General features: G+C 47.6%; 18 protein-coding genes. 16 read left to right on the forward strand and 2 right to left on the reverse strand.

Annotated features, from left to right (window positions below; all coding sequences use genetic code 11):
• Window positions 1–18: 18 nt before the first annotated feature.
• Window positions 19–1,713 carry a carbon starvation CstA family protein gene (locus tag BLA28_RS22215; RefSeq protein ID WP_069157525.1) on the forward strand — a complete coding sequence of 565 codons (1,695 nt, stop codon included), beginning with the start codon at window positions 19–21 and terminating at the stop codon, window positions 1,711–1,713.
• Window positions 1,714–1,840: 127 nt separating this feature from the next.
• Here BLA28_RS22215 and BLA28_RS22220 read toward each other — a convergent pair whose 3' ends face one another.
• Window positions 1,841–2,767, reverse strand: coding sequence for a magnesium transporter CorA family protein (locus tag BLA28_RS22220; protein ID WP_081330013.1), 927 nt, complete (start codon window positions 2,765–2,767; stop codon window positions 1,841–1,843).
• Window positions 2,768–3,142: 375 nt separating this feature from the next.
• On the opposite strand from BLA28_RS22220, the gene BLA28_RS22225 reads away from it, so the two are divergent.
• The 7 genes from BLA28_RS22225 (at window position 3,143) to BLA28_RS22255 (ending at window position 10,946) form a co-directional block, all read left to right on the forward strand.
• Window positions 3,143–4,048, forward strand: a complete 906-nt coding sequence (locus tag BLA28_RS22225; protein WP_242880594.1) for a penicillin-binding transpeptidase domain-containing protein — start codon at window positions 3,143–3,145, stop codon at window positions 4,046–4,048.
• A gap of 29 nt (window positions 4,049–4,077) precedes the next feature.
• Entirely contained in the window at window positions 4,078–4,584 is a 507-nt protein-coding gene (locus BLA28_RS22230; protein WP_069157523.1) for a GNAT family N-acetyltransferase, read from the forward strand.
• A gap of 256 nt (window positions 4,585–4,840) precedes the next feature.
• A complete protein-coding gene (locus tag BLA28_RS22235; protein ID WP_069157522.1) occupies window positions 4,841–5,824 on the forward strand; it encodes an RpnC/YadD family protein in 984 nt (327 codons plus the stop codon).
• Window positions 5,825–6,005: 181 nt separating this feature from the next.
• On the forward strand, window positions 6,006–6,686 hold the full coding sequence (locus BLA28_RS22240; protein WP_069157521.1) for an ABC transporter ATP-binding protein: 681 nt from the start codon (window positions 6,006–6,008) through the stop codon (window positions 6,684–6,686).
• On the forward strand, window positions 6,679–9,153 hold the full coding sequence (locus BLA28_RS22245; protein WP_069157520.1) for an ABC transporter permease: 2,475 nt from the start codon (window positions 6,679–6,681) through the stop codon (window positions 9,151–9,153). The genes BLA28_RS22240 and BLA28_RS22245 overlap by 8 nt, the downstream gene beginning before the upstream one ends.
• A 9-nt stretch (window positions 9,154–9,162) precedes the next feature.
• On the forward strand, window positions 9,163–9,837 hold the full coding sequence (locus BLA28_RS22250) for a response regulator transcription factor (protein WP_069157519.1): 675 nt from the start codon (window positions 9,163–9,165) through the stop codon (window positions 9,835–9,837).
• Window positions 9,834–10,946, forward strand: a complete 1,113-nt coding sequence (locus BLA28_RS22255; protein ID WP_169897287.1) for a sensor histidine kinase — start codon at window positions 9,834–9,836, stop codon at window positions 10,944–10,946. The genes BLA28_RS22250 and BLA28_RS22255 overlap by 4 nt, the downstream gene beginning before the upstream one ends.
• Before the next feature lie 2 nt (window positions 10,947–10,948).
• Here BLA28_RS22255 and BLA28_RS22260 read toward each other — a convergent pair whose 3' ends face one another.
• Window positions 10,949–11,431, reverse strand: a complete 483-nt coding sequence (locus BLA28_RS22260; protein WP_044970993.1) for a MarR family winged helix-turn-helix transcriptional regulator — start codon at window positions 11,429–11,431, stop codon at window positions 10,949–10,951.
• A gap of 170 nt (window positions 11,432–11,601) precedes the next feature.
• On the opposite strand from BLA28_RS22260, the gene BLA28_RS22265 reads away from it, so the two are divergent.
• The 8 genes from BLA28_RS22265 (at window position 11,602) to BLA28_RS22300 (ending at window position 21,893) form a co-directional block, all read left to right on the forward strand.
• Window positions 11,602–13,761 carry an efflux RND transporter periplasmic adaptor subunit gene (locus tag BLA28_RS22265; protein WP_069157517.1) on the forward strand — a complete coding sequence of 720 codons (2,160 nt, stop codon included), beginning with the start codon at window positions 11,602–11,604 and terminating at the stop codon, window positions 13,759–13,761.
• Window positions 13,758–16,775: an efflux RND transporter permease subunit gene (locus tag BLA28_RS22270; protein WP_069157516.1), complete on the forward strand. Its 3,018-nt coding sequence runs from the start codon at window positions 13,758–13,760 to the stop codon at window positions 16,773–16,775. The genes BLA28_RS22265 and BLA28_RS22270 overlap by 4 nt, the downstream gene beginning before the upstream one ends.
• A complete protein-coding gene (locus BLA28_RS22275) occupies window positions 16,765–17,859 on the forward strand; it encodes a DUF362 domain-containing protein (protein WP_069157930.1) in 1,095 nt (364 codons plus the stop codon). The genes BLA28_RS22270 and BLA28_RS22275 overlap by 11 nt, the downstream gene beginning before the upstream one ends.
• Before the next feature lie 146 nt (window positions 17,860–18,005).
• Entirely contained in the window at window positions 18,006–18,521 is a 516-nt protein-coding gene (locus tag BLA28_RS22280) for an RNA polymerase sigma factor (protein ID WP_009255293.1), read from the forward strand.
• Entirely contained in the window at window positions 18,521–19,039 is a 519-nt protein-coding gene (locus tag BLA28_RS22285) for a zf-HC2 domain-containing protein (RefSeq protein ID WP_044970987.1), read from the forward strand. Before BLA28_RS22280 ends, BLA28_RS22285 begins: the two co-directional genes overlap by 1 nt.
• A 176-nt stretch (window positions 19,040–19,215) precedes the next feature.
• Window positions 19,216–20,136 (forward strand): aldo/keto reductase, encoded by a 921-nt coding sequence (locus BLA28_RS22290; protein ID WP_044970986.1) that lies wholly within the window; start codon window positions 19,216–19,218, stop codon window positions 20,134–20,136.
• A 118-nt stretch (window positions 20,137–20,254) separates the two neighbouring features.
• Window positions 20,255–20,881: a manganese efflux pump gene (locus BLA28_RS22295; protein WP_009255290.1), complete on the forward strand. Its 627-nt coding sequence runs from the start codon at window positions 20,255–20,257 to the stop codon at window positions 20,879–20,881.
• A gap of 139 nt (window positions 20,882–21,020) precedes the next feature.
• Window positions 21,021–21,893, forward strand: a complete 873-nt coding sequence (locus tag BLA28_RS22300) for an SDR family oxidoreductase (protein WP_069157515.1) — start codon at window positions 21,021–21,023, stop codon at window positions 21,891–21,893.
• The last annotated feature ends 59 nt before the right edge of the window (window positions 21,894–21,952 follow it).

Raw genomic sequence — 21,952 nt, forward strand, 5'->3', positions numbered from 1 at the left:
CGGAAAGAGAGGTAGAAAATGAGTGGAATTCTCATGATGGTTATTGCCATCGTAGTATTAGGAGGAGCCTATCTTTTGTATGGGCGGTATCTGGAGAAAAAATGGGGAATCGATCCCAATGCAAAGACTCCGGCTTATGAAATGGAAGACGGTGTGGATTATGTCCCTGCGGATACCAACGTGGTATTCGGGCATCAATTTGCATCCATAGCCGGTGCGGGGCCTATCAACGGGCCTATACAGGCAGCATTGTTCGGATGGCTTCCTGTTATGCTGTGGATTTTAATAGGCGGTGTCTTTTTTGGGGCGGTTCAGGATTTTGCCTCTATGTATGCCTCTGTTAAAAATAAAGGACGTACCATCGGATACATAATTGAAGAGTATATTGGAAAGATGGGAAAGAAACTGTTTCTGCTTTTTTGCTGGCTGTTCTGTATTCTGGTGGTTGCTGCTTTTGCCGATGTGGTTGCCGGAACCTTTAACGGGTTTACGGCGAATGAAGCCGGTGAGTTTATAAAAGTGACTGCAAACGGCGCTGTAGCCACGACCTCCATGCTTTTTATTATAGAAGCGGTGGCATTGGGCATGCTTTTAAAATATGGAAAGCTTCCTAAATGGTTAAATACAGTTATCGCTGTAGCCATGCTGGTTGTTGCTGTGGCAGTAGGGCTGAAATTCCCCATCTTTTTAAGCAGGGGAGTATGGCACATCATCATTTTCCTTTATATCATGGTAGCATGTGTTGTTCCCGTATGGGCGCTGCTCCAGCCCCGCGATTACCTGAACAGCTATCTGCTTGTATTTATGATCGCAGCGGCTGTAGTCGGTATTTTTGTAGCTAACCCGGCATGTAATCTGGAAGCTTTTTCCGGTTTCCATGTGGATGGGCAGTATCTGTTCCCTATTTTATTCGTTACCATTGCCTGCGGCGCGGTATCCGGTTTTCATTCCCTGGTATCCTCGGGAACCGCTTCCAAGCAGATTAAAAATGAGAAAAATATGCTCCCTGTATCCTTCGGCGCCATGCTGATGGAAAGCATGCTGGCAATTATTGCCCTGATTGCAGTGGCTTCCTTTGCCAAGGGGGAAGCGGCGGCTCAGGGGCTTACCACACAGCCTCAGATTTTCGCAGGGGCGATTGCCAATTTCCTGACAGCGGCAGGCCTTCCTTATAGCCTGGTATTCACTTTAATCAATTTGGCTGTTTCCGCGTTTGCATTGACATCCCTGGATTCCGTGGCCCGCGTAGGCCGTCTTTCCTTCCAGGAGTTTTTCATGGATGACGATACGGATGAAGAAAACATGAGCCCTTTCCTTAAGGTAGTGACGAATAAGTATTTTGCCACTGCGATTACGCTGATACTGGCATACCTGCTTGCAAAGGTGGGATATGCGGAAATATGGCCGCTGTTTGGTTCCGCAAACCAGCTGCTGTCTGTTCTGGCTCTGATCGCCTGCGCCGTTTTTTTGAAACGGACCAAAAGGCAGGGCGCCATGCTGTGGATTCCCATGGTGTTTATGATGGCTGTTACCTTTACTGCTTTGGGAATGACTATTTTTAAACTGGGAAATGCATTTATTACAACCGGTTTGAGCCTGGGCAATACCCTCCAGCTTATATTTGCTGTTTTACTTCTGATTCTGGGAGTGATTGTGGCTGTACAGGGAATTAAGAAGCTGTTTGAACGGAACAGTGGAGCGGTAAAGGCATAAAATACCGGTAACAAGATCCTCATCCGATCATCGGACTGCTGAACCATCTGTTTAAGGAGGGCAGCCGTGATTGGATGGGGATTTTTTATTGGATTGGAAAGAAGATGCGCTGGAAGGTGGGGAACTGTTATAGAAAATGTTTTTTCCGGCATATCCGCACACAGAAAAAGACGATGACCGCGCTCAGCAGGATTACCGCAAGATAGCCATATTTCCAGCTCAGCTCCGGCATATATTTGAAATTCATGCCGTACCAGCCCACAATCAGTGTGAGAGGCAGAAAAATGGTGGTAACCACGGTCAGGATTTTCATGATTTTATTCTGGCGGATGTCAATCTGGGCCTGGTAGACCTCCCGGAGCTGCGTGGAATATTCCCGGAGCATAAGGGCCTCCTCATGCAGCCGTCCCACCCGCTCGCTGAAAAGACGGAAGGAAGCCAGTTCATTCCGGGTGAAAAAACCATGATCATTTTGCTGTAAAATATTGCTGATATCGGAAAGCTGCAGATAGTAATGGGAACAGACGAGGATTTTTCTGCGGCAGGCCATGATTTTGTGATTGAAATTCTCAAGAGTGCCTGCAAGTACCTCGTCCTCCAGATGAGCTATCTGGTTTTCTATTTCGGTCAGGTAAAGCAGATCCTCCGAAATCAGCATATCGAGAAAATCGGAAAAGAAAAAGCCGATACCCGGATTCTCCCGGAGGATGGCCTGCTGCATTTTATCTATCATGTGTTTTACAAAACCGCCGTCTTCAATAAAGACAATCCGGTCCTTTGCGATAAGGTAACGGAAGGCAATTTTTTCCCTGTTATTGCTTTTGGGAGGAATAACAAAGGTGCCGTATAAAAAATCCTTATGAGCTTCCGCTTTACAGAAACGGACCTCCTGAGAATGCTCCAGCTTTGCGTACATATTTGTCTGCAGAAATGTGCCGTTGGCGGCTTCTTCGGGAGTCATGATTATTATATGGGGAAGGCTGGATTGGGAGTCTTCGTTTTCGGGAGCGGGGATTTCCGCCAGCTGTGGACGGATGCTGTAATAGACTGCCATTTTATTACTCCTTTCGGGAAGTGATATCTGTTAAAATTATACTCTCCCGGAGGGAAAAAACAAGTGACTTTAAGGGCGGCAGAGGGTAAAATGGAGAGGAACTTTTGTGGCTTACGGATAAGGCAATTAAGGCCGCCGGGGATAAGGACAGAATTCGCCTTCAGGTGGGGGACACGATTTTTTCTTCTGGCTGGGCGAAGAGGAGATTCGGGAATTTATGGAATCGCATCAATATTTGGCAGTCCATAAGGAAAGACGAAAGGCGGCACTGGGAAAAATAAGAGGATATCGGAAGTGAAAACAGGCAGTTATACAGGATTACGCTTTATAGGGTGTTTACTGTTTCTTTTATGCATAATCAGCATGAGCGGATGTGTGGGAAAAGCAGAACTGGCTCAGGAGACAGGGGCATTGAGTGGTGAAGGGGCAGGCACCGGAGAAGAGACAGGTGCCGGGCAGCAGGAAAATGAGGAGAAGCCGGATATAACAGAAGAGTCGGTGAAGGAAAGCCTTTCAGAAGCTGTGTCGATTGACATAGCAGAAGAGAAAGAAGTGGATGCGGACTACAGCCAGGCCTTTCAGGGGATAAACGGCTGCGCAGTCGTTTATGTACCGGAGGATAACAGCAGTTACTTCTATAATAAAGAGATGTGTACGGAGCAGGCATCCCCTTATTCTACTTTTAAGATTATTTCTGCACTTATGGGGCTGCATAACGGAGTTATAGCGGATGAGACTTCTGCAATGGAATACAATGGCACTCAATATTATAATTCTGCATGGAATAAGGATTTGTCCCTCAGAGAAGCTTTTCAAACCTCTTGTATCTGGTATTCCCGTCAGGTAATAGATGCGGTGGGCTCAGCGGAGGTGAAAAAGGAACTGGAAGAACTGCGGTATGGCAATTGTAATATAACAGAATGGGAGGGCGGGGATGTGAATCCGCTTCCTGAGCTGAACGGTTTCTGGCTGGATTCTTCCCTTCGTATCTCCCCCTGGGAGCAGGTGCAGGTACTTGCCCGAATTTTTGAAGGCGGCAGCAGCTATACGGAAGAAGAAACGCAGATATTGCGTAGTGTCATGCAGAATGACATGGAAAATAGAACAATACTTTATGGAAAGACGGGAACTGGTCCTGACGGAGAAGGGTGGTTTGTGGGTTTTGTGCAGAATGGGGAGCAAAATAAATATTTTGCCGTTTATCTGAATGATCCAGGGAATCAGGAAACGGCTAATGGGAAAAAGGCGAAAGAAATCGCTGAGATTATCATGAGAGAATAACACAGGCAGACAGGAAAAAGGAGAACGGAATGCTGTATTTGAAAAAAGTAAATGAACAGGATGCGCAGGAAGAATATGTTTATATCACGAATCTTCCAGCTGACGAAAATGGATTTACAAATAGGTATTATGGAATTTCCGAAGAAGATTTTATGCAGAAAGCTCTTCCGGAGATGATTCATTTTTCAAATGGGGTCGGGCTTCCGGAGGGCTTTGTGCCGGAAACGGATTTTTTTCTCTGGGAGGATAATCATATCGTGGGAATGTTCCGAATCAGGCATTTTTTCAACGATTTTCTCAGAGAGGGGGCCGGTCATATCGGATACGGAATAAAGAAGGAATACAGAGGGAAGGGATATGCTTCCCGCGGGCTGGCACAGGCATTGGAAGAAGCGCGCAGACTGGTAAAAGAGGATGAGATTTATATGTCGGTAAACAGGGATAATCCGGCATCCTTACGGGTACAGGAAAAAAATGGGGCATATATCCACCACATGGATGACAAGGAATACTATACAAGAATAAAAATAAAATAAAATGCCGGACGGATGGCAGACTGGGGATTGACAGTCTGCCAATTATAAAGTATCATAATTATATTCTTAAGAATAAACATCTTTATTGAGTCATCAGACTCTCTTACACCGGTCGTATCGGCCAACTATTCCAATTTTTACTTTCTTTTTTATATCCAAAGGAATTGCTTTTTTGTCGGGATATCTCTATAATAATCAGTATAAAGCACATATCTTTTGGATTTATCATCAAACCATAAGGAGGAGATGTGCTTTTATGTCACAGAGAAAAGATTTGGCAGTGAAAAAATTTCTGGAGAAACCGGAGAATTTCAGCGATTTATTTAATGGATCTATTTTCTGCGGAAGACAGGTTCTGAGAGCGGATATGCTTGAAAGACTGCCGGGAGAATCTGCGCTGACCTTTCCGGATAAGGCAGGACAGAAAGTATCGGAGAGACGGTACAGAGATGCTATCTGTAAAGCATCCGGCAGTACTACCTATGCTGTTTTTGCCGTGGAAGGGCAGGAGAAAACCCATTATGCCATGCCGGTGAGGGAAATGCTTTATGATGCATTGAATTATGCAGGGCAGATAAAAGAACTGACGGACAGGCATCGGCGGGAAAAAGATTACAATAACAGTGCGGAATTTTTATCGGGCCTGCTGGCTGAGGACAGGCTGGCGCCGGTGGTTACGATTTGCTTTTATTATGGGACATCGGAATGGGATGGGCCGAGGGAGTTATTTGATATACTGGATATACCGGAAGAGTTTGAAGATATGAAACCATTCATGACGAATTACAAAGTGAATCTGGTACAGGCATCCGATGTGGATCCGGAGAATTTCCGGACAGATCTGAAGCTGATTTTCAGGCTCCTGTCGATGGCGTCAGACGGGAAGGAAATGAAGAGATATATCCGGGAAAGATCGGAGGAATTCAGCCATATTTCCTATGAAACATATGATTGTCTGAGAGAACTGCTTCATGTGGATAAGTGGTGGAAGATAAATGAGGACACGAATAGTGGGAAAGGGGAAGTGAATATGTGCAAAGCATTGGAAGAGATTGCGGAAATGGCAAGGCAGGAGGGAGTTGAGCTGGGAAAGAAAGCCGGAGAAAAAGAAGGTTTCGAACAGGGGCTTCTTCTGGCAAAACAGGTAATCCGTCTTGCAAAGGAAGGACACAGTGTAGAAGAAATGGCGGAGATATGCGGGATTCCTGCTGAAAAAATCCGTGAGATTACGGAGGATTAACGGAAAAGGGGCATATCTGTAAATTCCAGTTATCTGCGATAAAACAAAGCCAGGATTGCTTTATCCTTTGTTACCGGATTGTAAGAAGTATATGGTAGAGTAATCTAAGAAAGCCCCTAACCCTGACTGCTGCCTGTTACAGCCGCAGTCGGGACAGGGCGGCAGGAAAGGATACAAAGGAATGGAAATAGTAAAAGCAGATAATCTGGTTAAATATTACGGAAGCGGCGACAGCCTGGTAAAAGCGGTTGTTCATGTGGGGCTTTCGGTAAGAAAAGGAGAATTCGTTGCGGTGGTAGGCACTTCCGGATCGGGTAAGACTACGCTGCTCAATCTGTTGGGAGGCCTGGATTACGCGGATGAGGGGACGGTCCTGGTGGACGGGCAGGACATTACCCGGATGAAGGAAGAAGAACTGACGGTGTTCCGCAGAAGAAATATCGGGTTTGTTTTCCAGAGCTACAATCTGGTTACTGTTCTGAATGTGGAAAAAAATATCACGCTGCCCATACGTCTGGACGGAAACCGTGTGGACGAGGAATATATCGGGGGAATCACTTCGGCGCTGGGGATTTCGGATAAGCGAAAGGCTTTTCCGAATCAGCTTTCAGGAGGACAGCAGCAGCGGGTGGCCATCGCAAGAGCCATTGCGGGCAAGCCTTCTATCATCCTTGCAGATGAGCCTACCGGAAACCTGGATTCCCGAACGAGTGCGGAAGTGATGGGCCTTTTAAAAATGACAAGTACCAGGTTTCATCAGACGGTCATCATGATAACTCATAATGAAGCGATAGCCCAGCTGGCTGACAGGACGATTCATATGGAAGACGGCAGAATTGTGGGAGGGACGGCAGATGTTTGAGAACTCCAACAAAGAAGCGGTCAGGGAAATAGCAAGAGAAAGCATGAGGGCTCATAGGCTGCGCAATCTGACGGCCATTCTGGGAATTACGCTTACCACCCTTCTGATTACCATGGTGTGTACGGTAGGGATCAGCTTTTATGATACCATAAACAGAGGAACGGATATTACTCCCGGCCCCCTGGCGGACGGAGAAATCAAGGCAGAGCTGGAAAAATATGAGGAAATCAGGGATATGCCTCAGGTGGAATGGGCGGCGTATGTGATCTACTGCAATATAGGAAGCCTGCATAACCGGGAAATGTCGGGAATCAAGACAGCCCTTCTGGCTCCCCAGCGGGAATATTATGAAAGAAATAAAGTAGCTCTTCTGGAGGGCAGACTGCCGGAGGCGGCGGATGAAATCGCAGTGTCCGATACTATGACAGAACGGCTGGGCGGCAAAGGCAATGTGGGCGATACGCTGGTACTGCATCCGGTTATCTGGGAGGACGGGCAGCAGGTGGAAAAGGAAATCCCCGTGACAATAACGGGAATCGTAACCTCACCTATTAAAGGGCTGGCCCATACTTATGAAGAAATCTACACTTCAGAGGCTTTCCCCGAAAAATATGAGCCGCAGATGCTTCAGGAACCGGCCGGGATTTATGTGAAATTCATCCCTGGAGAAATAAAAGATACGATTCCCGGGGAATTATATGATATAGCAGGGGAAGTGGGGGCAGCCGGTGTCCAATACCGGATGGATAACGGTTTTACGGTTCTGTACCTGCTTGTGGTGCTGGTTTTTGTTCTTATGATCATGTTCTGCGGCTATCTGCTTATTTATAATATATTCTATATATCAGTTGTGAATGATATCCGTTTCTTCGGAATGCTTAAGACAATCGGAACCACCGGAAGGCAGATCCGCGCTCTTTTAAACTGGCAGGTGGCCCGGCTTACTTGCGTGGGGATTACTGTTGGGCTGATTTTAGGTTATCTGGTAGGTCTGTTTATTGCCCCCGTGGTTATGGCAGAGACAAATTACAAAGATTTTTACAGAAGTTCGGCGAATCCCATGTTTTTTATTTCGGCAGTTATCTTTTCCCTGCTTACCGTATATATAAGCGCGAGGAAGGCATACCGGCTGGCCATGCGGATTTCACCGACAGAGGCCGCCAGATATCGGGAAAAAAGAGCGGGAAGAAAGAAGCTGTGGGCAGGAGTTTCCTTCGCCTTGAGCGGTATTATTTTTCTGGTTGCATTTACCTTACCCATGGGCTACAATGTGGAAAATATGGTGAAACGCTACCATACTGCCGATGTGGGGATCCGTCAGGATGCTATGATTTGGGGCAGTGATGAACCCTATCAGCCTGTTTCCCATGATATGTTGGCACAGCTTGCAGAACTGCCGTTTATAAAAGATATAGTTCTGTATTATCAGGCCAGAGACTGGGAAGTGAACGAGTTTGGAGGCTGTGATGCCGGGTACGGGCAAATGAAGATGACGGAAGAATTCAGGGAAGAATTTATCCGTTGTGAAAAATTGGGAACCGGTTGGATGAGCGAAAGGGAAAACGGTGATATCCGTCTTTCCATCAGGGGATTCCCGGCGGATAAACTGCATCTGGAGGAAGAGAATATCCATGTTATAGAGGGCAGTCTGGATGAAGAAAAATTTGCTGACGGCGGATATGTGATTTATAACCAGGGAACGAATCAGTCGAACAGTGAAGCGGGGCTGATTCATGCGGGGCAGGTTCTGCATTTTTCTATTTACGATCCGGACAGAGGGCAGTATGTGGACAAAGAAGCAGAGGTTCTTGCGGTGGTGGAACGGAGCAACCCATTTCCTACAGGACTGCTGGCATCTGCAGCTTTGGCTTTTCCTGACAAGGTATTTCAGGAGATTTATTCCGGTTATCAGAACATGGTGGGCATCGTACAGGCTGATGCCATAAAAGAACTGACAAAAGAGGAATATGCTCAGGTGGAGAAAGCAGTGCAGGATAGTTTTAACTATCAGCTGTCTATAGAATCCAAGGTCATGAGGAGGGAAGCCGAGCGCAGTGAGAAATCATCCATGATTGTTATCGGGCTGTTTTTGTCGGGCGTATTCGGTATGATTGGTATCTGCAATGTTGTGAATACTCTGGTTACCAGTGTGTTATCGCGGAAGATTGAATTTGCTGCCATGCAGTCAGTGGGAATGACGAAAAAGCAGATGCGGGCCATGCTGTGCCGGGAAGGGCTGCTGCTGAGCGGACTGAGTGTGCTTGCGGCTATTCCCTTAGGAGCGTTTTTCTGTTATATGCTGGGAAAGGCGATTTTATTTGTTTCCGGGTTTTCTGTGAAGATTTTTGCAGCCGGCTGTGTACTGCTGTTTGTGGTTATGTGCCTGGTATCCGTTCTGGTGGCGGGACTGCTGACCGGTTTCCTTACAAGGAAACCGGTAGTGGAGCGTCTGCGGGAGGTGGAATAAGGAGAGAATATGGCCCGTATACTTGTTGTTGAGGATGATGAAATATTAAGAAACGGCATTGCGTTTGCCCTGACAAGGGAAGGGTATCAGGTGAAGACCGCAGGAAGCCTGTCCGGAATGAGAGGGCAGCTGGAAGGAGCGTTGGATCTGGTTATTCTGGATGTGAGCCTTCCGGACGGCGACAGCAGGGATTTTCTGCCCTGCCTGCGGAAGGAAAGCCAGGTGCCTGTTATTTTTCTCACAGCGAGGAATACGGAAAAGGATATGATTGCAGGATTTGATGCAGGGGCTGATGACTACATAACCAAGCCATTTTCCGTCCCCCTCCTCCTGTGCAGAATACAGGCGGTGCTGAACCGGAGCGGGAACAGGGACGGTCAGGTTTATTGCAATGGCAGCCTTCGATATGATTTTGCCGGTAAGGAGCTGGTCATTGGAGAAAACCGGGTTGCCCTGACACCGACGGAACTGCGGCTGCTGGAATTGTTCCTGAATAACCGCAGGCAGGTGCTGACCCGGGAAATGCTGCTTGCCCGGGTGTGGGATGACAAGGAGAATTACGTGGAAGAAAAAGCGCTGGCGGTGAATATCAGACGGCTTCGGGAAAAAATAGAAGAGGATCCGGGTAAGCCGTGCAGGATTAAAACAGTATTCGGAATCGGCTATAAATGGGAGGAACAATGAGGATGTACGCAGGCGGGAACGGACTGTCGGATGGAAGAGGAAAGTCAGTAAAATCAATTCAGGAGGAGGATGTGGGTTCGGAATGGATTGACGGGACCATCCGAAGGATACTGGCGGCACAGGTATTCATAACAGTTCTGTTTTTTCTATTGCTGTTCCTGCTGCCGGATGGTGTACGGTGGTGGGGCGTTATTTATGGCATTCTGGAATGCATCATAGTATTCAGGGGATTCTTCTGGCTGTCCGGCTGTGTGAATAAAAGCCTGAGACTGGCCTGTGACTGTGCACAGTCTCTGATTGACGGACATTGGGGAGAAAAGCCGGACGGAAATTATTTTAATCCCCATGAGGATACGCTCACCGGAAAGCTTCAGACGCAGATCTATAAGCTGTATGGAATCATGAAAAGCCATGAAGAACAGGAGCAGGAGCTTAAGACAAAGCTCAGCGGCCTGGTGGCGGATTTGGTGCATCAGATGAATACACCGCTTACCAATATCCGGATGTATTGTGATTTCCTGCTTATGCCGGATCTGGATGAGGAGAACCGGAAGCTTTTTCTTGCCAATATATCCAGGCAGGCGGAAAAGCTTGGCTGGTTCGGGGAGGGCTTTGAAAAGGCGGCCCGTCTGGAGACGGACATCATTACGGTTCAGCCGATAAAACAGCCGCTTCTGCCGGTTATTCTGGAAGCGATCAGCCAGGCGGCACCCAGGGCGGAACAGAGGGGTAAAGAGATCCTGCTGGAAGGAGACAGGGATATCCACGCTCATGTGGATGGAAAATGGACGCTGGAGGCTGTTTTTAATCTTCTCGATAATGCTGTGAAATATGGGGAGGGCAGGGAGATCCTGCTTCGGACGAACACATACGATCTGTATGCCTGTATAGAAGTATGCAGTGAGGGCAGCCGTATTTCCGAAGGGGAAAGAAATACGGTCTTTCAAAGGTTTTACAGGGGGAAGCAGGCCGCTATGCTGCAGGAAGGCGTTGGTCTGGGACTTTACCTTACAAGAAAAATCATCGGGGATCAGGGCGGTTATGTATCCATAGGTGACTATGGGAAAAATGGAAACTGTTTCCGTATTTATGTGAGAAGGGAAGAGTGATATCAATCAGGAGAGACAGGGGGAACATCTTCATCTTCCTTACCTAGGGAATTATATTCGATGACAAGGGCATCATAAATTTTGTCAAAGGTAATAAAAAACTGATCCAGTTCTTCTTCGTCAATACGGGATAAAGCCTGTTCCACGAAAGAACTCAGAGTCCGGAAGGCCTCATTATATATCTCATTTCCTTTGGGAGTCAGGCAGACGTACGTATTGCGGCGATCGTTTGTCTGGCTGTTTTTTTGTATCAATCCCTTTTCTTCAAGCTTGTGCAGGCATCGGGATATGGTGGGAACGGATACATGGAGCTTTTCCGCGAGTCCGGAAATCATCGTTTTTTCTGCGCTTTCCCACTGGTTGGCCTCGTAGATGGTGGCTAATGTGATGAGTTCGCTTTCCGGAAGGGGCATGGGAAATTTACTTAACTTGAAACGGTGAAATTTATTCATTAATTCAAAGGGTATTTTTTTTGATTCGGGCATGATTTCCTCTTTTCAATAAAACCGCCGGAGACCATTATCCGGCTTTTTTATTAGTATAGCATGATTAATGCTTATTTTATAGTTTTTTAATTGACTTCTATATAACAGAAAGCTAGAATAAAAAAGCAATAGTTAGCAATGCTAAGTAATCAAAATAAAGAGGTACAGTTATGAAAAAAAATTACCGTATGAAGAGTTTGGCAGTTCTGCTTACGGCGGCCCTGGCACTGGGCGGCTGTCAGAGCAGTACGGATGAGGCGGAAACGGAAACTGCGGATACATCACTTGCTGTGGAAGCTGCTGTTCCGGAGGTAGGAGATCTGTCGGTTTCCAGTACCTTCATCGGGACGATAAGCCCCCAGGAGCAGGTCAGCATCATTCCTCTTGTTTCGGGAGAGGTATCTTCGGTGCATTTCCAGGTGGGCGATCAGGTTCAGGCCGGTGACGTGTTGCTTCAGATTGATGACGAAGCGGCCCGTCTGCAGCTGGAGTCAGCCCGGCTTACCAAGGAAGGCGCGGAGCTTTCCGCCCAGAGAACACTTGGTTCCAGCCAGGTGATGAGCAATCTGTCCATGGAGAGCAATATCAAGAATATTCAATATCAGATTGATATGGCAAAGAAACAGTACAATACGGCCGGAAATTCCATTACCGATACCCAGCAGAAAAAAGAAGATATGAAAAGCGCGCTGGATAAAATCAATGACAGTATCGGCGACATGGAATCCAGCTATAACAACATGAAAAACATGGCGAAGACCGCCAAGCAGTATGTTTATCAGGATACATACGGTGTGTGGAGATGGATAACGGATCCGGAACCGAACTGGGGGGAAGAATATGAGACAACGCCGTCAACAGGAACCCAGCCTTCAGAAACCTCTTCTGCAGGAGACTCATCCACAGGCAGTACAACACCAGGAGGTAATCCGGATTCTCTTAATACCAACGGCGGTCTGACTGCACCGGGATCCTCTTCCTCAGGAAACGGCGGCACGAATTCTTCCGGGCAGAACTCTTCTGAAGAAGCGCCTGAAGAACCGGAAAAGGAGGAATCCTCCAGTCAGGAGGAAAGCAAACCAGAAGGTACCGGACAGAATAGTGCAACGGATGAGGAATCAAAGAGCAGTGCTGCAGAAAGTCCGGCGGTGCAGGAAAGTCCTTCGGTACCTGAAAGCCCGTCAGGGAATGAACCGAAAGCTCAGGGAGTGGCTTTTTATACAGGAAAAGGTTTCTCCATAGGTAAAAGCGGAAGGTACGGAGCACTGTCAGAAGAACCGACGGCTATTAATGCCGTTGCAGGAACAGGCAGGACGGAAGAATATCGTATCATGCAGGTAGATACCACTGGTGGATCCAATAAGGGCAGCTACGAAGAGTATCTTACGAAGAGAGGAGAATACCAAAGAAATCTTGCGGTAGTATCCCAGTTCAAATCCGCTGGCTACACCGCTGCGGATGTGGGAGAAGGACGTCTGGACAGCAGCGTTGCCAATTTTGCAACCCAGATAGCATCCATGAAATCCCAGGCATCCACGCTGGACGGAAATATATCCTCCATAGACAGCAGCATCGATTCGGCGGAAACCTCCCGTTCCACCACGGGAGATACCATCGATTTCTATGAAGAAAATCTGAAGGATGCCCAGGTACAGTACGGAATCCAGAACGGCCAGGCTTATCAGGATACGGCGGCCGCTCTGCAGAATCAGATCGCTTCTTCGGAGGTGGGAATCAAGAGCGCCGAAATGCAGCTGGAGAATTACACGCTTACATCCCCTATTTCCGGTGTTATCGAACAGAAAAATGTGGATGAATTCGGTATGGTGAGCGCCGGAAATCCGGTCTACGTCATTTCCAACAAAGATTCTTTGACGGTCACCTTTTATGTGAGTGAGGCGGTAAAAAACCAGCTTGTTACCGGAGAAAAAATCACTCTGGAAAGAAGCGGAGAGACCTTTGATGCGGCCATTACCCAGATAGGACAGTCCGTGGATGCCAGGACCGGTTTGTTTGAAATCAAGGCGGCAACGGAAAATACGGCGCTTTCCAACGGAGTAACGGTAAAAATAACTGCAGATACCTACCGCGCATCATCAGCAATGCTGCTTCCTTATGATGCGGTTTATTATGAAGGCGAACAGGCCTATGTTTTCTGTGCAGAGGACGGGATTGCAAGGAAAACCCTTGTGGAAACCGGACTTTATAATGATGATAAGATAGAAATCCTGAGCGGGCTGTCTGCCGACAGCATCGTAATACATACCTGGTCCTCCCAGCTGACGGATGGAGCGAAAGTACGTCTGGTAGAAGGGGAGGCCGGAAAATGAGCCTGACAAAATTAGCGCTGAAGCGTCCGGTTTCGGTAATTCTTATTATTCTGGCGCTGGCCGTTTTCGGCCTGAGTTCCATTCCGGGCTTCAAAATGCAGCTGACCCCTGACATGGATATGCCCATGCTCATCGTAATGACCACATATCCCGGTGCGGATCCGGAAAGTGTGGATGAGCTGGTGACTAAGGTAGTGGAGGATTCCGGTTCCACCCTGAACGGAATCGATTCCGTAACCTCTCAGTCGGCAGAGAATGTTTCCATGGTCATGTTCAGCTATGAATACGGCGTGGATATTGACGAATGTTATGCGGATCTGCGGACTGCCCTGGATACGGCCAGCCTTCAGCTTCCGGAGGATGCGTCCACACCTGTGGTTATCGAATTGAATATGTCCCAGTCTGCGGATATGATACTGAATGTCCGGGCGGAAGGGGAATTGGATCTGAAAAAGACCCTGGAGGATACCCTGATTCCGGATATGGAATCCATAACGGATGTAGCGCAGGTGGATGTTTCGGGCGGAACCCAGGATTATATCCGGGTCCTTCTGCGGGAGGATATGCTGAAGCAGTATGGATTGAATATGGCTGCTGTTGCCAATTATCTGGGGGCCGTTGACTTTACGATTCCCGCCGGAAGCGTGAAACAGGGAAATCAGGACATTTCCGTCAGCGCCGCCATGGAATTCAATACGGTCCAGCGGCTGGAGCAGGTGCCGGTTATTACCGCATCGGGCAGTGTCGTCCATTTATCCGATATCGCAGAAGTATCCATGGCAAAGGAAAAGCCGGATACGATCAGCAAAAGCGACGGAAGGGAAACGATCAGTATTTCCATCCAGAAAAAACAAAGCGCCAGCGTGGTACAGGTCACACAGAAGATAATAAAGCTCATTGATTCCTATATGGAAAAAAATCCGGGAATTGATATCAGCATTGAATATAATTCCAGCGATATCATTACATCCTCCCTGTGGTCTGTGGGAAAGACACTGATAGCGGGTGTCCTGATATCCATGGCGGTCCTGTTTATCTTTTTCGGGGATTTCAAGGCCAGCCTTATTGTAGGCAGCTCCATGCCGGTATCCATTCTGGCAACCCTGATCCTGATGAGTATGATGGGATATTCCATGAATATCGTAACAATGGGTTCCCTCGTAATCGCCATAGGTATGATTGTAGATAATTCCATTGTTGTTATAGAGAGCTGCTTCCGATGGAAGGACAGTGAGGAAAGCTACTGGGATGCCGCCTTTAAGGGGACGAAAACGGTAACCATGTCAATCATAGCGTCCACGATTACCACTATTGTGGTTTATCTGCCTCTGGCAACCGTGGATGATCTGGCCGGCCAGCTGTTCGGCCAGCTGGGCTTCACCATTGTGTTTGCCATGGTTTCCTCCCTCATTTCGGCTATGACGCTTGTGCCTTTATTTTACCTGTTGTTTAAGCCGAAGGAAAAAAAGAATATTCCGGCAAACCGTGTCCTGGAAAAAATAACTCATGTATATAAAGGTTTCCTCAGAAAGCTGCTTCATAAAAAGTGGCTGGTTCTGGGAGTGACTGCCGCCCTCGTAGTGGTGGCAGGGCTGATGATGACCAGGGTAAATATGGAACTGATGCCGGCATCCGATGAAGGGATTGTGGCAGTATCCGTATCCTTCCGTCCGGGAACCACTCTGGAGGCCAAGGAAGCTGCTATGGAGAAGATGGAAGCGCTGGCTAAAGCAGAACCTGACGTACGTTCCTACAGCGTCAGTATAGAAAGCGGATCCACTGCCAGTATGAGGGCATATCTGAAAAGCGACAGAAAGCTTACAACAGCGGATGTCATTGAAAAATGGAACAGGGACACCAGGGACTATACGGATATGGAACTGGAAATTTCCTCCGGCGGCAGCAGTATGGGAAGCGGCATGATGTCCTCATCCACTACGGAAATCGATCTGCGCGGGGCGGACATGCAGGCTCTTAAATCAGCGGCGCTGCAGGCCCAGGAAGCCATGGAAAAGGTGAATGGGGTTATTAAGGTTTCTTCCTCCGCACAGGATACCAGCACGGCCGCCAAACTTGAGATCGATCCTATGATGGCCATGCATTACGGAATGACTCCGATGCAGGTGGCGGGAAGCGTACGTAATATCCTCAGCGGTACGAATGTGCTTACGGTGACCAATAACGGTACGGAGTATGATGTCAAGCTTGAGTATCCGGAAGGACTTTATGACAGCATGAACAGCCTGATGGATGCAACCCTTACCAATAACCAGGGAATTCAGGTGCCCATCAGGGAAATTGCGAAGGTTGTTTACACGGATGCGCCGCAGACAATCATGAAGGTGGATGGCCTGTATCAGATAAGCCTTACGGCGGCCACTACTCAGGAAGCACAGTTTACGGCCCAGAAAGCTCTGAATTCCGTTGTGAGGGAGCTTTCTTATCCGGCAGGTGTGGAAGTGGCGCAGGATATGATGACGGAAATTATGAATGAAGAGTTCGGGGTCCTGTATCGTTCTATCCTGATCGCTATATTCCTGGTATTTCTGGTAATGGCGATGCAGTTTGAGTCGCCCCGTTTTTCCTTCATGGTCATGATGTGTATTCCTTTCAGTCTTGTTGGTTCTATTTTCCTGCTTTTTATTGTGGGAGCGACCATCAGTATGGTATCATTAATGGGATTCCTGATGCTTGTCGGCATCGTGGTAAATAATGGAATTCTATATGTGGATACGGTGAACCAGCTGAAGGAGGAAATGCCTCTGGAGGATGCTTTGATCGATGCCGGAGCTATCCGGCTCCGTCCTATCCTCATGACCACGCTTACCACCATCCTCTCCATGGTGCCCATGGGATTGGGACTTGGAAGCAACGGCGCAATGATGCAGGGAATGGCGCTGGTTATTATCGGCGGTCTTGTGGCGTCCACATTACTTACGCTGCTGCTGATGCCAACTATTTACCTGCTCATCCATAAGAAAAAGCGGAGAAAACTGCATGTTGATGAAGAATAACGATATCCTTATTATTCATGGTACAGATTATAAGAACATGACGATTCGCCTGCTGGAACAGGCAGGACTGGCAGACTTAATCGGAGACAGAAAGAAAAAGATTGGCATGAAGCCGAACCTGGTGGTGGCAAAGGACCCTTCCCAGGGTGCCACTACCCATGGAGAACTGCTGGAAGGCGTGATTTGCTATCTGCAGAATAACGGCTTCCGGAATATAACCATTATGGAAGGTTCCTGGGTGGGAGACAGCACTCCCGCAGCCTTCCGTGCGGCGGGATATGATCGCATTTCCCGGCAATATGGTGTGGAACTCAAGGATCTGCAGGCGGACACTTGGAAAACCTATGACGCGGCCGGTATGGATATCCGGCTTTGCGACAGCGCCGCAGAAGTGGACTTTATGATCAATATGCCTGTATTGAAGGGGCACTGCCAGACTACGGTTACCTGTGCCCTGAAAAATAATAAGGGTGTAATTCCCAATTCGGAAAAAAGACGTTTTCATACCATGGGGCTGCATAAGCCCATCGCCCATCTGAACACGGTGGCCAGGAACGACTTTATTCTGGTTGATAACATCTGCGGGGATCTTGATTTTGAAGAAGGAGGGAATCCTGTTGTTATGAACCGGATCCTGGCCTTTCTGGATCCGGTGCTCTGTGACTCCTTTGTATGTGAGAGCATGGGATATTCTTCCGAAGAAGTGGAATATATTACGAGAGCGGAACAGCTTGGTGTGGGCAGTATGGATACCTCGTCGGCCAATGTGGTTTACCTGAATGAGGATTTATCGGATAAATCCAAATTTCATATGACCGGCAGGGTAAAAAAGCTCGCTTCCTATACGGACGGCAGGGATGCCTGCAGCGCCTGCTTCGGTTCTCTCATTTATGCGCTGGATCGCCTGCAGGACAGAGGCGAATTGAAAAAAGGCCTTCCCCCGGTTGCTATCGGACAGGGCTATAAAGGGCAGAGCGGGAATATCGGCGTGGGTCAGTGTACGTCCTGTTTTGCCAAATCCCTGAAGGGATGTCCTCCCAGGGCGCTGGATATGGTGGAATTTTTGGAAAAAGAATGGTTGTGAGAATTGATTCGGGGCATCCGGTATACTCTTTGTTAAGAGACAGCCGGATGCTTTTTTGCGTTTCAGGCAGAAATTTTAAAATTTAAAATTAAACTGTAACGAAATTATTTTTTCAGGCTCTAATAAGCAGAAGGGAGGAAGCGGATATGCAGGAACAAAATGAGATTGAGGGCCTGTACCGGAAATATTATGCCGATGTTTACCGGTATTTGCTGTCAATGTGCCGTAATACACATACGGCGGAAGACCTCAGCCAGAACACATTTCTGAAAGTAATATCAGGAATCCGCGGATTCCGGGGAAGCTGCCCCATTAAGACCTGGATTTTTGCCATTGCGCGGCATGAATATTACCACTGGCTGCGTGCAAATCCGCCTACAGAAGAATTAAAGGAGGTGGTTTCCCATGAAGCAGGTATTTCGGAACAATGGGAAAACAGAGAGCAGGCGGCGGAGATTTTTAACTATATCAATGTTCAGGAGGAACCTCACCGTTCGCTGCTGATATTGAGGCTGGTCAATGAATTTTCCTTCCGGGAAATCGGGCTGATACTGCAAAAGACGGAAAATTGGGCGAGAGTGACCTTTATGCGGGATAAATGCAGATTAATCCGGTATCTGGAGGAAAAAGAAAACAAAAGTCAGGGAAAGGAGAATAAATAATGAGGAATGAAACTTCGTGCAGTATTATCAGGGATTTGCTTCCCAATTATGCAGAGGGACTTACGTCACCGGAAACATCGGAAGTGGTGAAGGCCCATCTGGAAACGTGCCATACATGCAGAAGCCTGTATGAGGATTATCAGAAGCCCGTAGACATACCGCAGCCTGAAGAAATCAAAACGGACAAAAAGCTTATCCGGAAAATATGGTACCAGTCGATGTGGTATCTGTTCTGGCCATGCCTTTATGCGGTTTTCCTGAAAGCAGGATGGGAAAAACAGGCCCTGACTGTTTTCGGAACTTTTGCGGCGGTGGTGTTTACCGCCCTGTTCACATTTCCTGCCTATGATATCTATTTCGACGATGAAAAGAAAAAAGAATATTACAGCAGGGAAGAAAAACATCTGAAGAGGGGAAACGGAAACTGGTTTGTGAGAAATCTCATCTGGCTTCTGCCCATTCTTATCCCCATTCTGGTGGAAGGGATATCCCAGCTTATTGTATATGTTAAGGGCTGAGCCGGGAATAAACTGTAACCGAAAAAAATATAGGAAAATAAGGACATATCCTTCCTTTTTCACGTAAAGTAAAGTACAATAGATGAAAAAGAAAACAGGAGGGGAAAACCTCTGTTCAACAGAGGGCAAATTTCTTAGGAAATTGCATTTTACTCCGCAAGAAAAGGAGGATTATTATGAAAAAAGTAAATTTGGGGAAGACCGGTCTGCAGGTTCCAGCAGTGGCGGTGGGCTGTATGAGGATGAACGATTTGTCTCAGGGGGAGGCAGAACGTTTTCTTTCAGGAGCCCTGGATATGGATGCCGTATTTTTTGATCATGCGGACATCTACGGAGCCGGAAAATGCGAGGAGATGTTCGGTAAATTCCTGCAGGCGAATCCGGGAAAGAGAGACAAGCTGTTCCTGCAGTCCAAATGCAGTATCATACCCGGCAAGATGTATGACTGCTCCAGTGAGCATATCCTGGAAGCTGCGGACGGCATTCTGAAACGGCTGAATACGGACTATCTGGACGTGCTTCTTCTGCACAGGCCGGATGCCCTTGTGGAGCCGGAAGAGGTGGCGGAGGCCTTTGATAAGCTGGAGGCAGCGGGAAAGGTCCGCTATTTCGGCGTTTCCAACCATAAGCCTTCCCAGATACAGCTTCTGAAAAAATATGTGAAACAGGATATTGCAGCGAATCAGCTGCAGCTGAGCATTCCCAATTCCAATATGATCACAAACGGCATGGAAGTGAACATGCTGACGGACGGTGCTGCGGACAGAGACGGAAGCGTACTTGATTTCTGCCGTCTGAATGACATTACTATCCAGACCTGGTCCCCGTTCCAGTATGGATTCTTTGAAGGGGTATTTCTGGGAAATGACAAGTTTGAGGAGCTGAATAAGCTGCTGAAGGAGCTGGCTGAAAAATATAATACCACGGATACGGCTATCGCCGCAGCCTGGATTATGCGTCATCCGGCCGGCATGCAGCTGGTGGCGGGCACCATGAAATTATCCCGGCTCCAGGAGATCTGCCGGGCTTCTGAAATTGTGCTCACCAGAGAGGAATGGTATCAGATATATCTGGCAGGAGGACATATCCTTCCTTAATGGGAAGGCGCCGGGAATAGCAGCGGACATCTGTGCATAGAACCGTATATGCAAGATAAGGCAAAAGTATGTCAAAAAAGGGAGTCAGGAATATACTAAAATAAAAAGAGAAATAACCATGCTTCAGATTTTAGTATTATGTCTGGCTCTCTGTATGGATGAATTTGTAGCCAGTATTGCCTATGGAGCAGGCGGAATAAGCATCAATTGGAAAGAAACCGGTGTTATGAACGGTATATGCAGCGCCTGTCTGGGCGCTGCCTTGTGTTTCGGTACCGTTCTTCAGGCAATCGTTCCGGAGGATCTGACGAAGGCAGTATGCTTTACCAGTCTTTTCATTCTTGGGGCAATCCGGCTTGCTGATTCATTAATTAAAAATTATATCAATCATAACTGTGAAGTGCATAAAGATATTCATTTTTCTTTTTCCCAGTTAAAGTTTATCATCAGTATTTATGGGAATCCCACGGCCGCAGACAGTGACCATTCCCACACACTTTCCATGAGAGAGACAGTATTCCTGGCTTTTGCCATGTCTATCGACAGCCTGGTGGCGGGAACCTTTGCGGCGTTTCTTCAGCTCAATATTCTTCTGACTATGCTTGTGGCGTTCCTTGTAGGAGTGGGGGCCATGTATGCAGGGCAGCTGTTCGGAAGGAAGATCGCGTCCCGGCTGAACTTAAATTTATCATGGCTGAGCGGTGTAATGTTCATTCTCCTGGCTTTTTCTAAATTAAAAGGATAAAATAACAAAGAGGAAGCTTTAGTAAGACGGTATATCATGCCGTTTTACTAAAGCTGTTTCATATGTTTTTCTCCCATACATTCCGGTATGGGGAGAGGAAAGATAATACGCTTCCGGAAGCGGAGAGGCAGGTGCTGTGATGAAAATAATGATAACAGGAGCGGAGGGATTTGCCGCATCCAGAATTATGGAAGCCTGGAAGGACAGGCATGAGCTGTGGGGAGTGTCACGCAGGCAGATGGATATTACGGATCGGGATGAGACACGCAGGGTAATCTGTGAGTATTCTCCGGAAATTGTGATCCATTGCGGGGCCATATCCGATTTGGCGGTTTGTGACAATGAGCCTGAAAGATCCGGGAAAATAAATGTGGATGGGGCGGAGAATGTGGCGGCGGCCTGCCGGGAGTCAGGAAGCCGGATGGTATTTTTCAGCTCCGATCAGGTTTATTTCGGGAATGATACGGCAGGCCCCCGCAGGGAGGATGAGGTTTTGTCTCCGAAGCGGCTTTACGGAAAGCAGAAGCTGGAGGCGGAAAAACGGTGCCTGGAGATACTTCCGGACGGAGTCATTCTCAGAATGAGCTGGATGTTTGATTATAAAAAGAAACGGCCTGAGGAACATGACACTCTGGTTACCAGTGTGCGGCAGGCGCTGAAGGAAGGAAAACAGATGCAGTATCCTGTATATGATTTCCGAAGCATCACGTATATTGGGGAAATGATCCGTCATCTGGAGAAGGCGCTCCTCCTTCCCGGCGGTGTTTATAATTTCGGAAGCCCTAATGAATGCAGTACATATGAGGTGGTTAAGGAGCTTCTGAGGCTGCAGGGAACGGATATGGATCTGCTTGCGCCCAACAGGGAAGCCTTTGCGGATAAGCCCAGAGATCTGCGGCTTTCCCAGGATAGGCTTCTTTCCTTTGGAATACATTTTCAAAATACACAAGACGGCCTGAAGGAATGTCTGGTTCAGGAAGAAAAACGGCGGGTAAGGGAAGAGGAAGGCTGAAAGTTACAAAAAACGCAATTTGCATGCGGATTTTTGTTGAAGCCGGAAGAAGAGTGTAT

The sequence above is a fragment of the Eisenbergiella tayi genome, from assembly GCF_001881565.1.
GTDB classification, from domain to species: domain Bacteria; phylum Bacillota; class Clostridia; order Lachnospirales; family Lachnospiraceae; genus Eisenbergiella; species Eisenbergiella tayi.

Excerpts from the sequence above, each read along its gene's own strand:
- BLA28_RS22240 (WP_069157521.1), top strand. The coding sequence starts at position 6,006 with ATGGAAATAGTAAAAGCAGATAATCTGGTTAAATATTACGGAAGCGGC.
- BLA28_RS22245 (WP_069157520.1), top strand. The coding sequence starts at position 6,679 with ATGTTTGAGAACTCCAACAAAGAAGCGGTCAGGGAAATAGCAAGAGAA.
- BLA28_RS22285 (WP_044970987.1), top strand. The coding sequence starts at position 18,521 with ATGAGGAATGAAACTTCGTGCAGTATTATCAGGGATTTGCTTCCCAAT.
- BLA28_RS22250 (WP_069157519.1), top strand. The coding sequence starts at position 9,163 with ATGGCCCGTATACTTGTTGTTGAGGATGATGAAATATTAAGAAACGGC.
- BLA28_RS22260 (WP_044970993.1), bottom strand. The coding sequence starts at position 11,431 with ATGCCCGAATCAAAAAAAATACCCTTTGAATTAATGAATAAATTTCAC.
- BLA28_RS22230 (WP_069157523.1), top strand. The coding sequence starts at position 4,078 with ATGCTGTATTTGAAAAAAGTAAATGAACAGGATGCGCAGGAAGAATAT.
- BLA28_RS22220 (WP_081330013.1), bottom strand. The coding sequence starts at position 2,767 with ATGGCAGTCTATTACAGCATCCGTCCACAGCTGGCGGAAATCCCCGCT.
- BLA28_RS22280 (WP_009255293.1), top strand. The coding sequence starts at position 18,006 with ATGCAGGAACAAAATGAGATTGAGGGCCTGTACCGGAAATATTATGCC.
- BLA28_RS22235 (WP_069157522.1), top strand. The coding sequence starts at position 4,841 with ATGTCACAGAGAAAAGATTTGGCAGTGAAAAAATTTCTGGAGAAACCG.
- BLA28_RS22290 (WP_044970986.1), top strand. The coding sequence starts at position 19,216 with ATGAAAAAAGTAAATTTGGGGAAGACCGGTCTGCAGGTTCCAGCAGTG.
- BLA28_RS22270 (WP_069157516.1), top strand. The coding sequence starts at position 13,758 with ATGAGCCTGACAAAATTAGCGCTGAAGCGTCCGGTTTCGGTAATTCTT.
- BLA28_RS22300 (WP_069157515.1), top strand. The coding sequence starts at position 21,021 with ATGAAAATAATGATAACAGGAGCGGAGGGATTTGCCGCATCCAGAATT.
- BLA28_RS22215 (WP_069157525.1), top strand. The coding sequence starts at position 19 with ATGAGTGGAATTCTCATGATGGTTATTGCCATCGTAGTATTAGGAGGA.
- BLA28_RS22265 (WP_069157517.1), top strand. The coding sequence starts at position 11,602 with ATGAAAAAAAATTACCGTATGAAGAGTTTGGCAGTTCTGCTTACGGCG.
- BLA28_RS22255 (WP_169897287.1), top strand. The coding sequence starts at position 9,834 with ATGAGGATGTACGCAGGCGGGAACGGACTGTCGGATGGAAGAGGAAAG.
- BLA28_RS22295 (WP_009255290.1), top strand. The coding sequence starts at position 20,255 with ATGCTTCAGATTTTAGTATTATGTCTGGCTCTCTGTATGGATGAATTT.
- BLA28_RS22275 (WP_069157930.1), top strand. The coding sequence starts at position 16,765 with ATGAAGAATAACGATATCCTTATTATTCATGGTACAGATTATAAGAAC.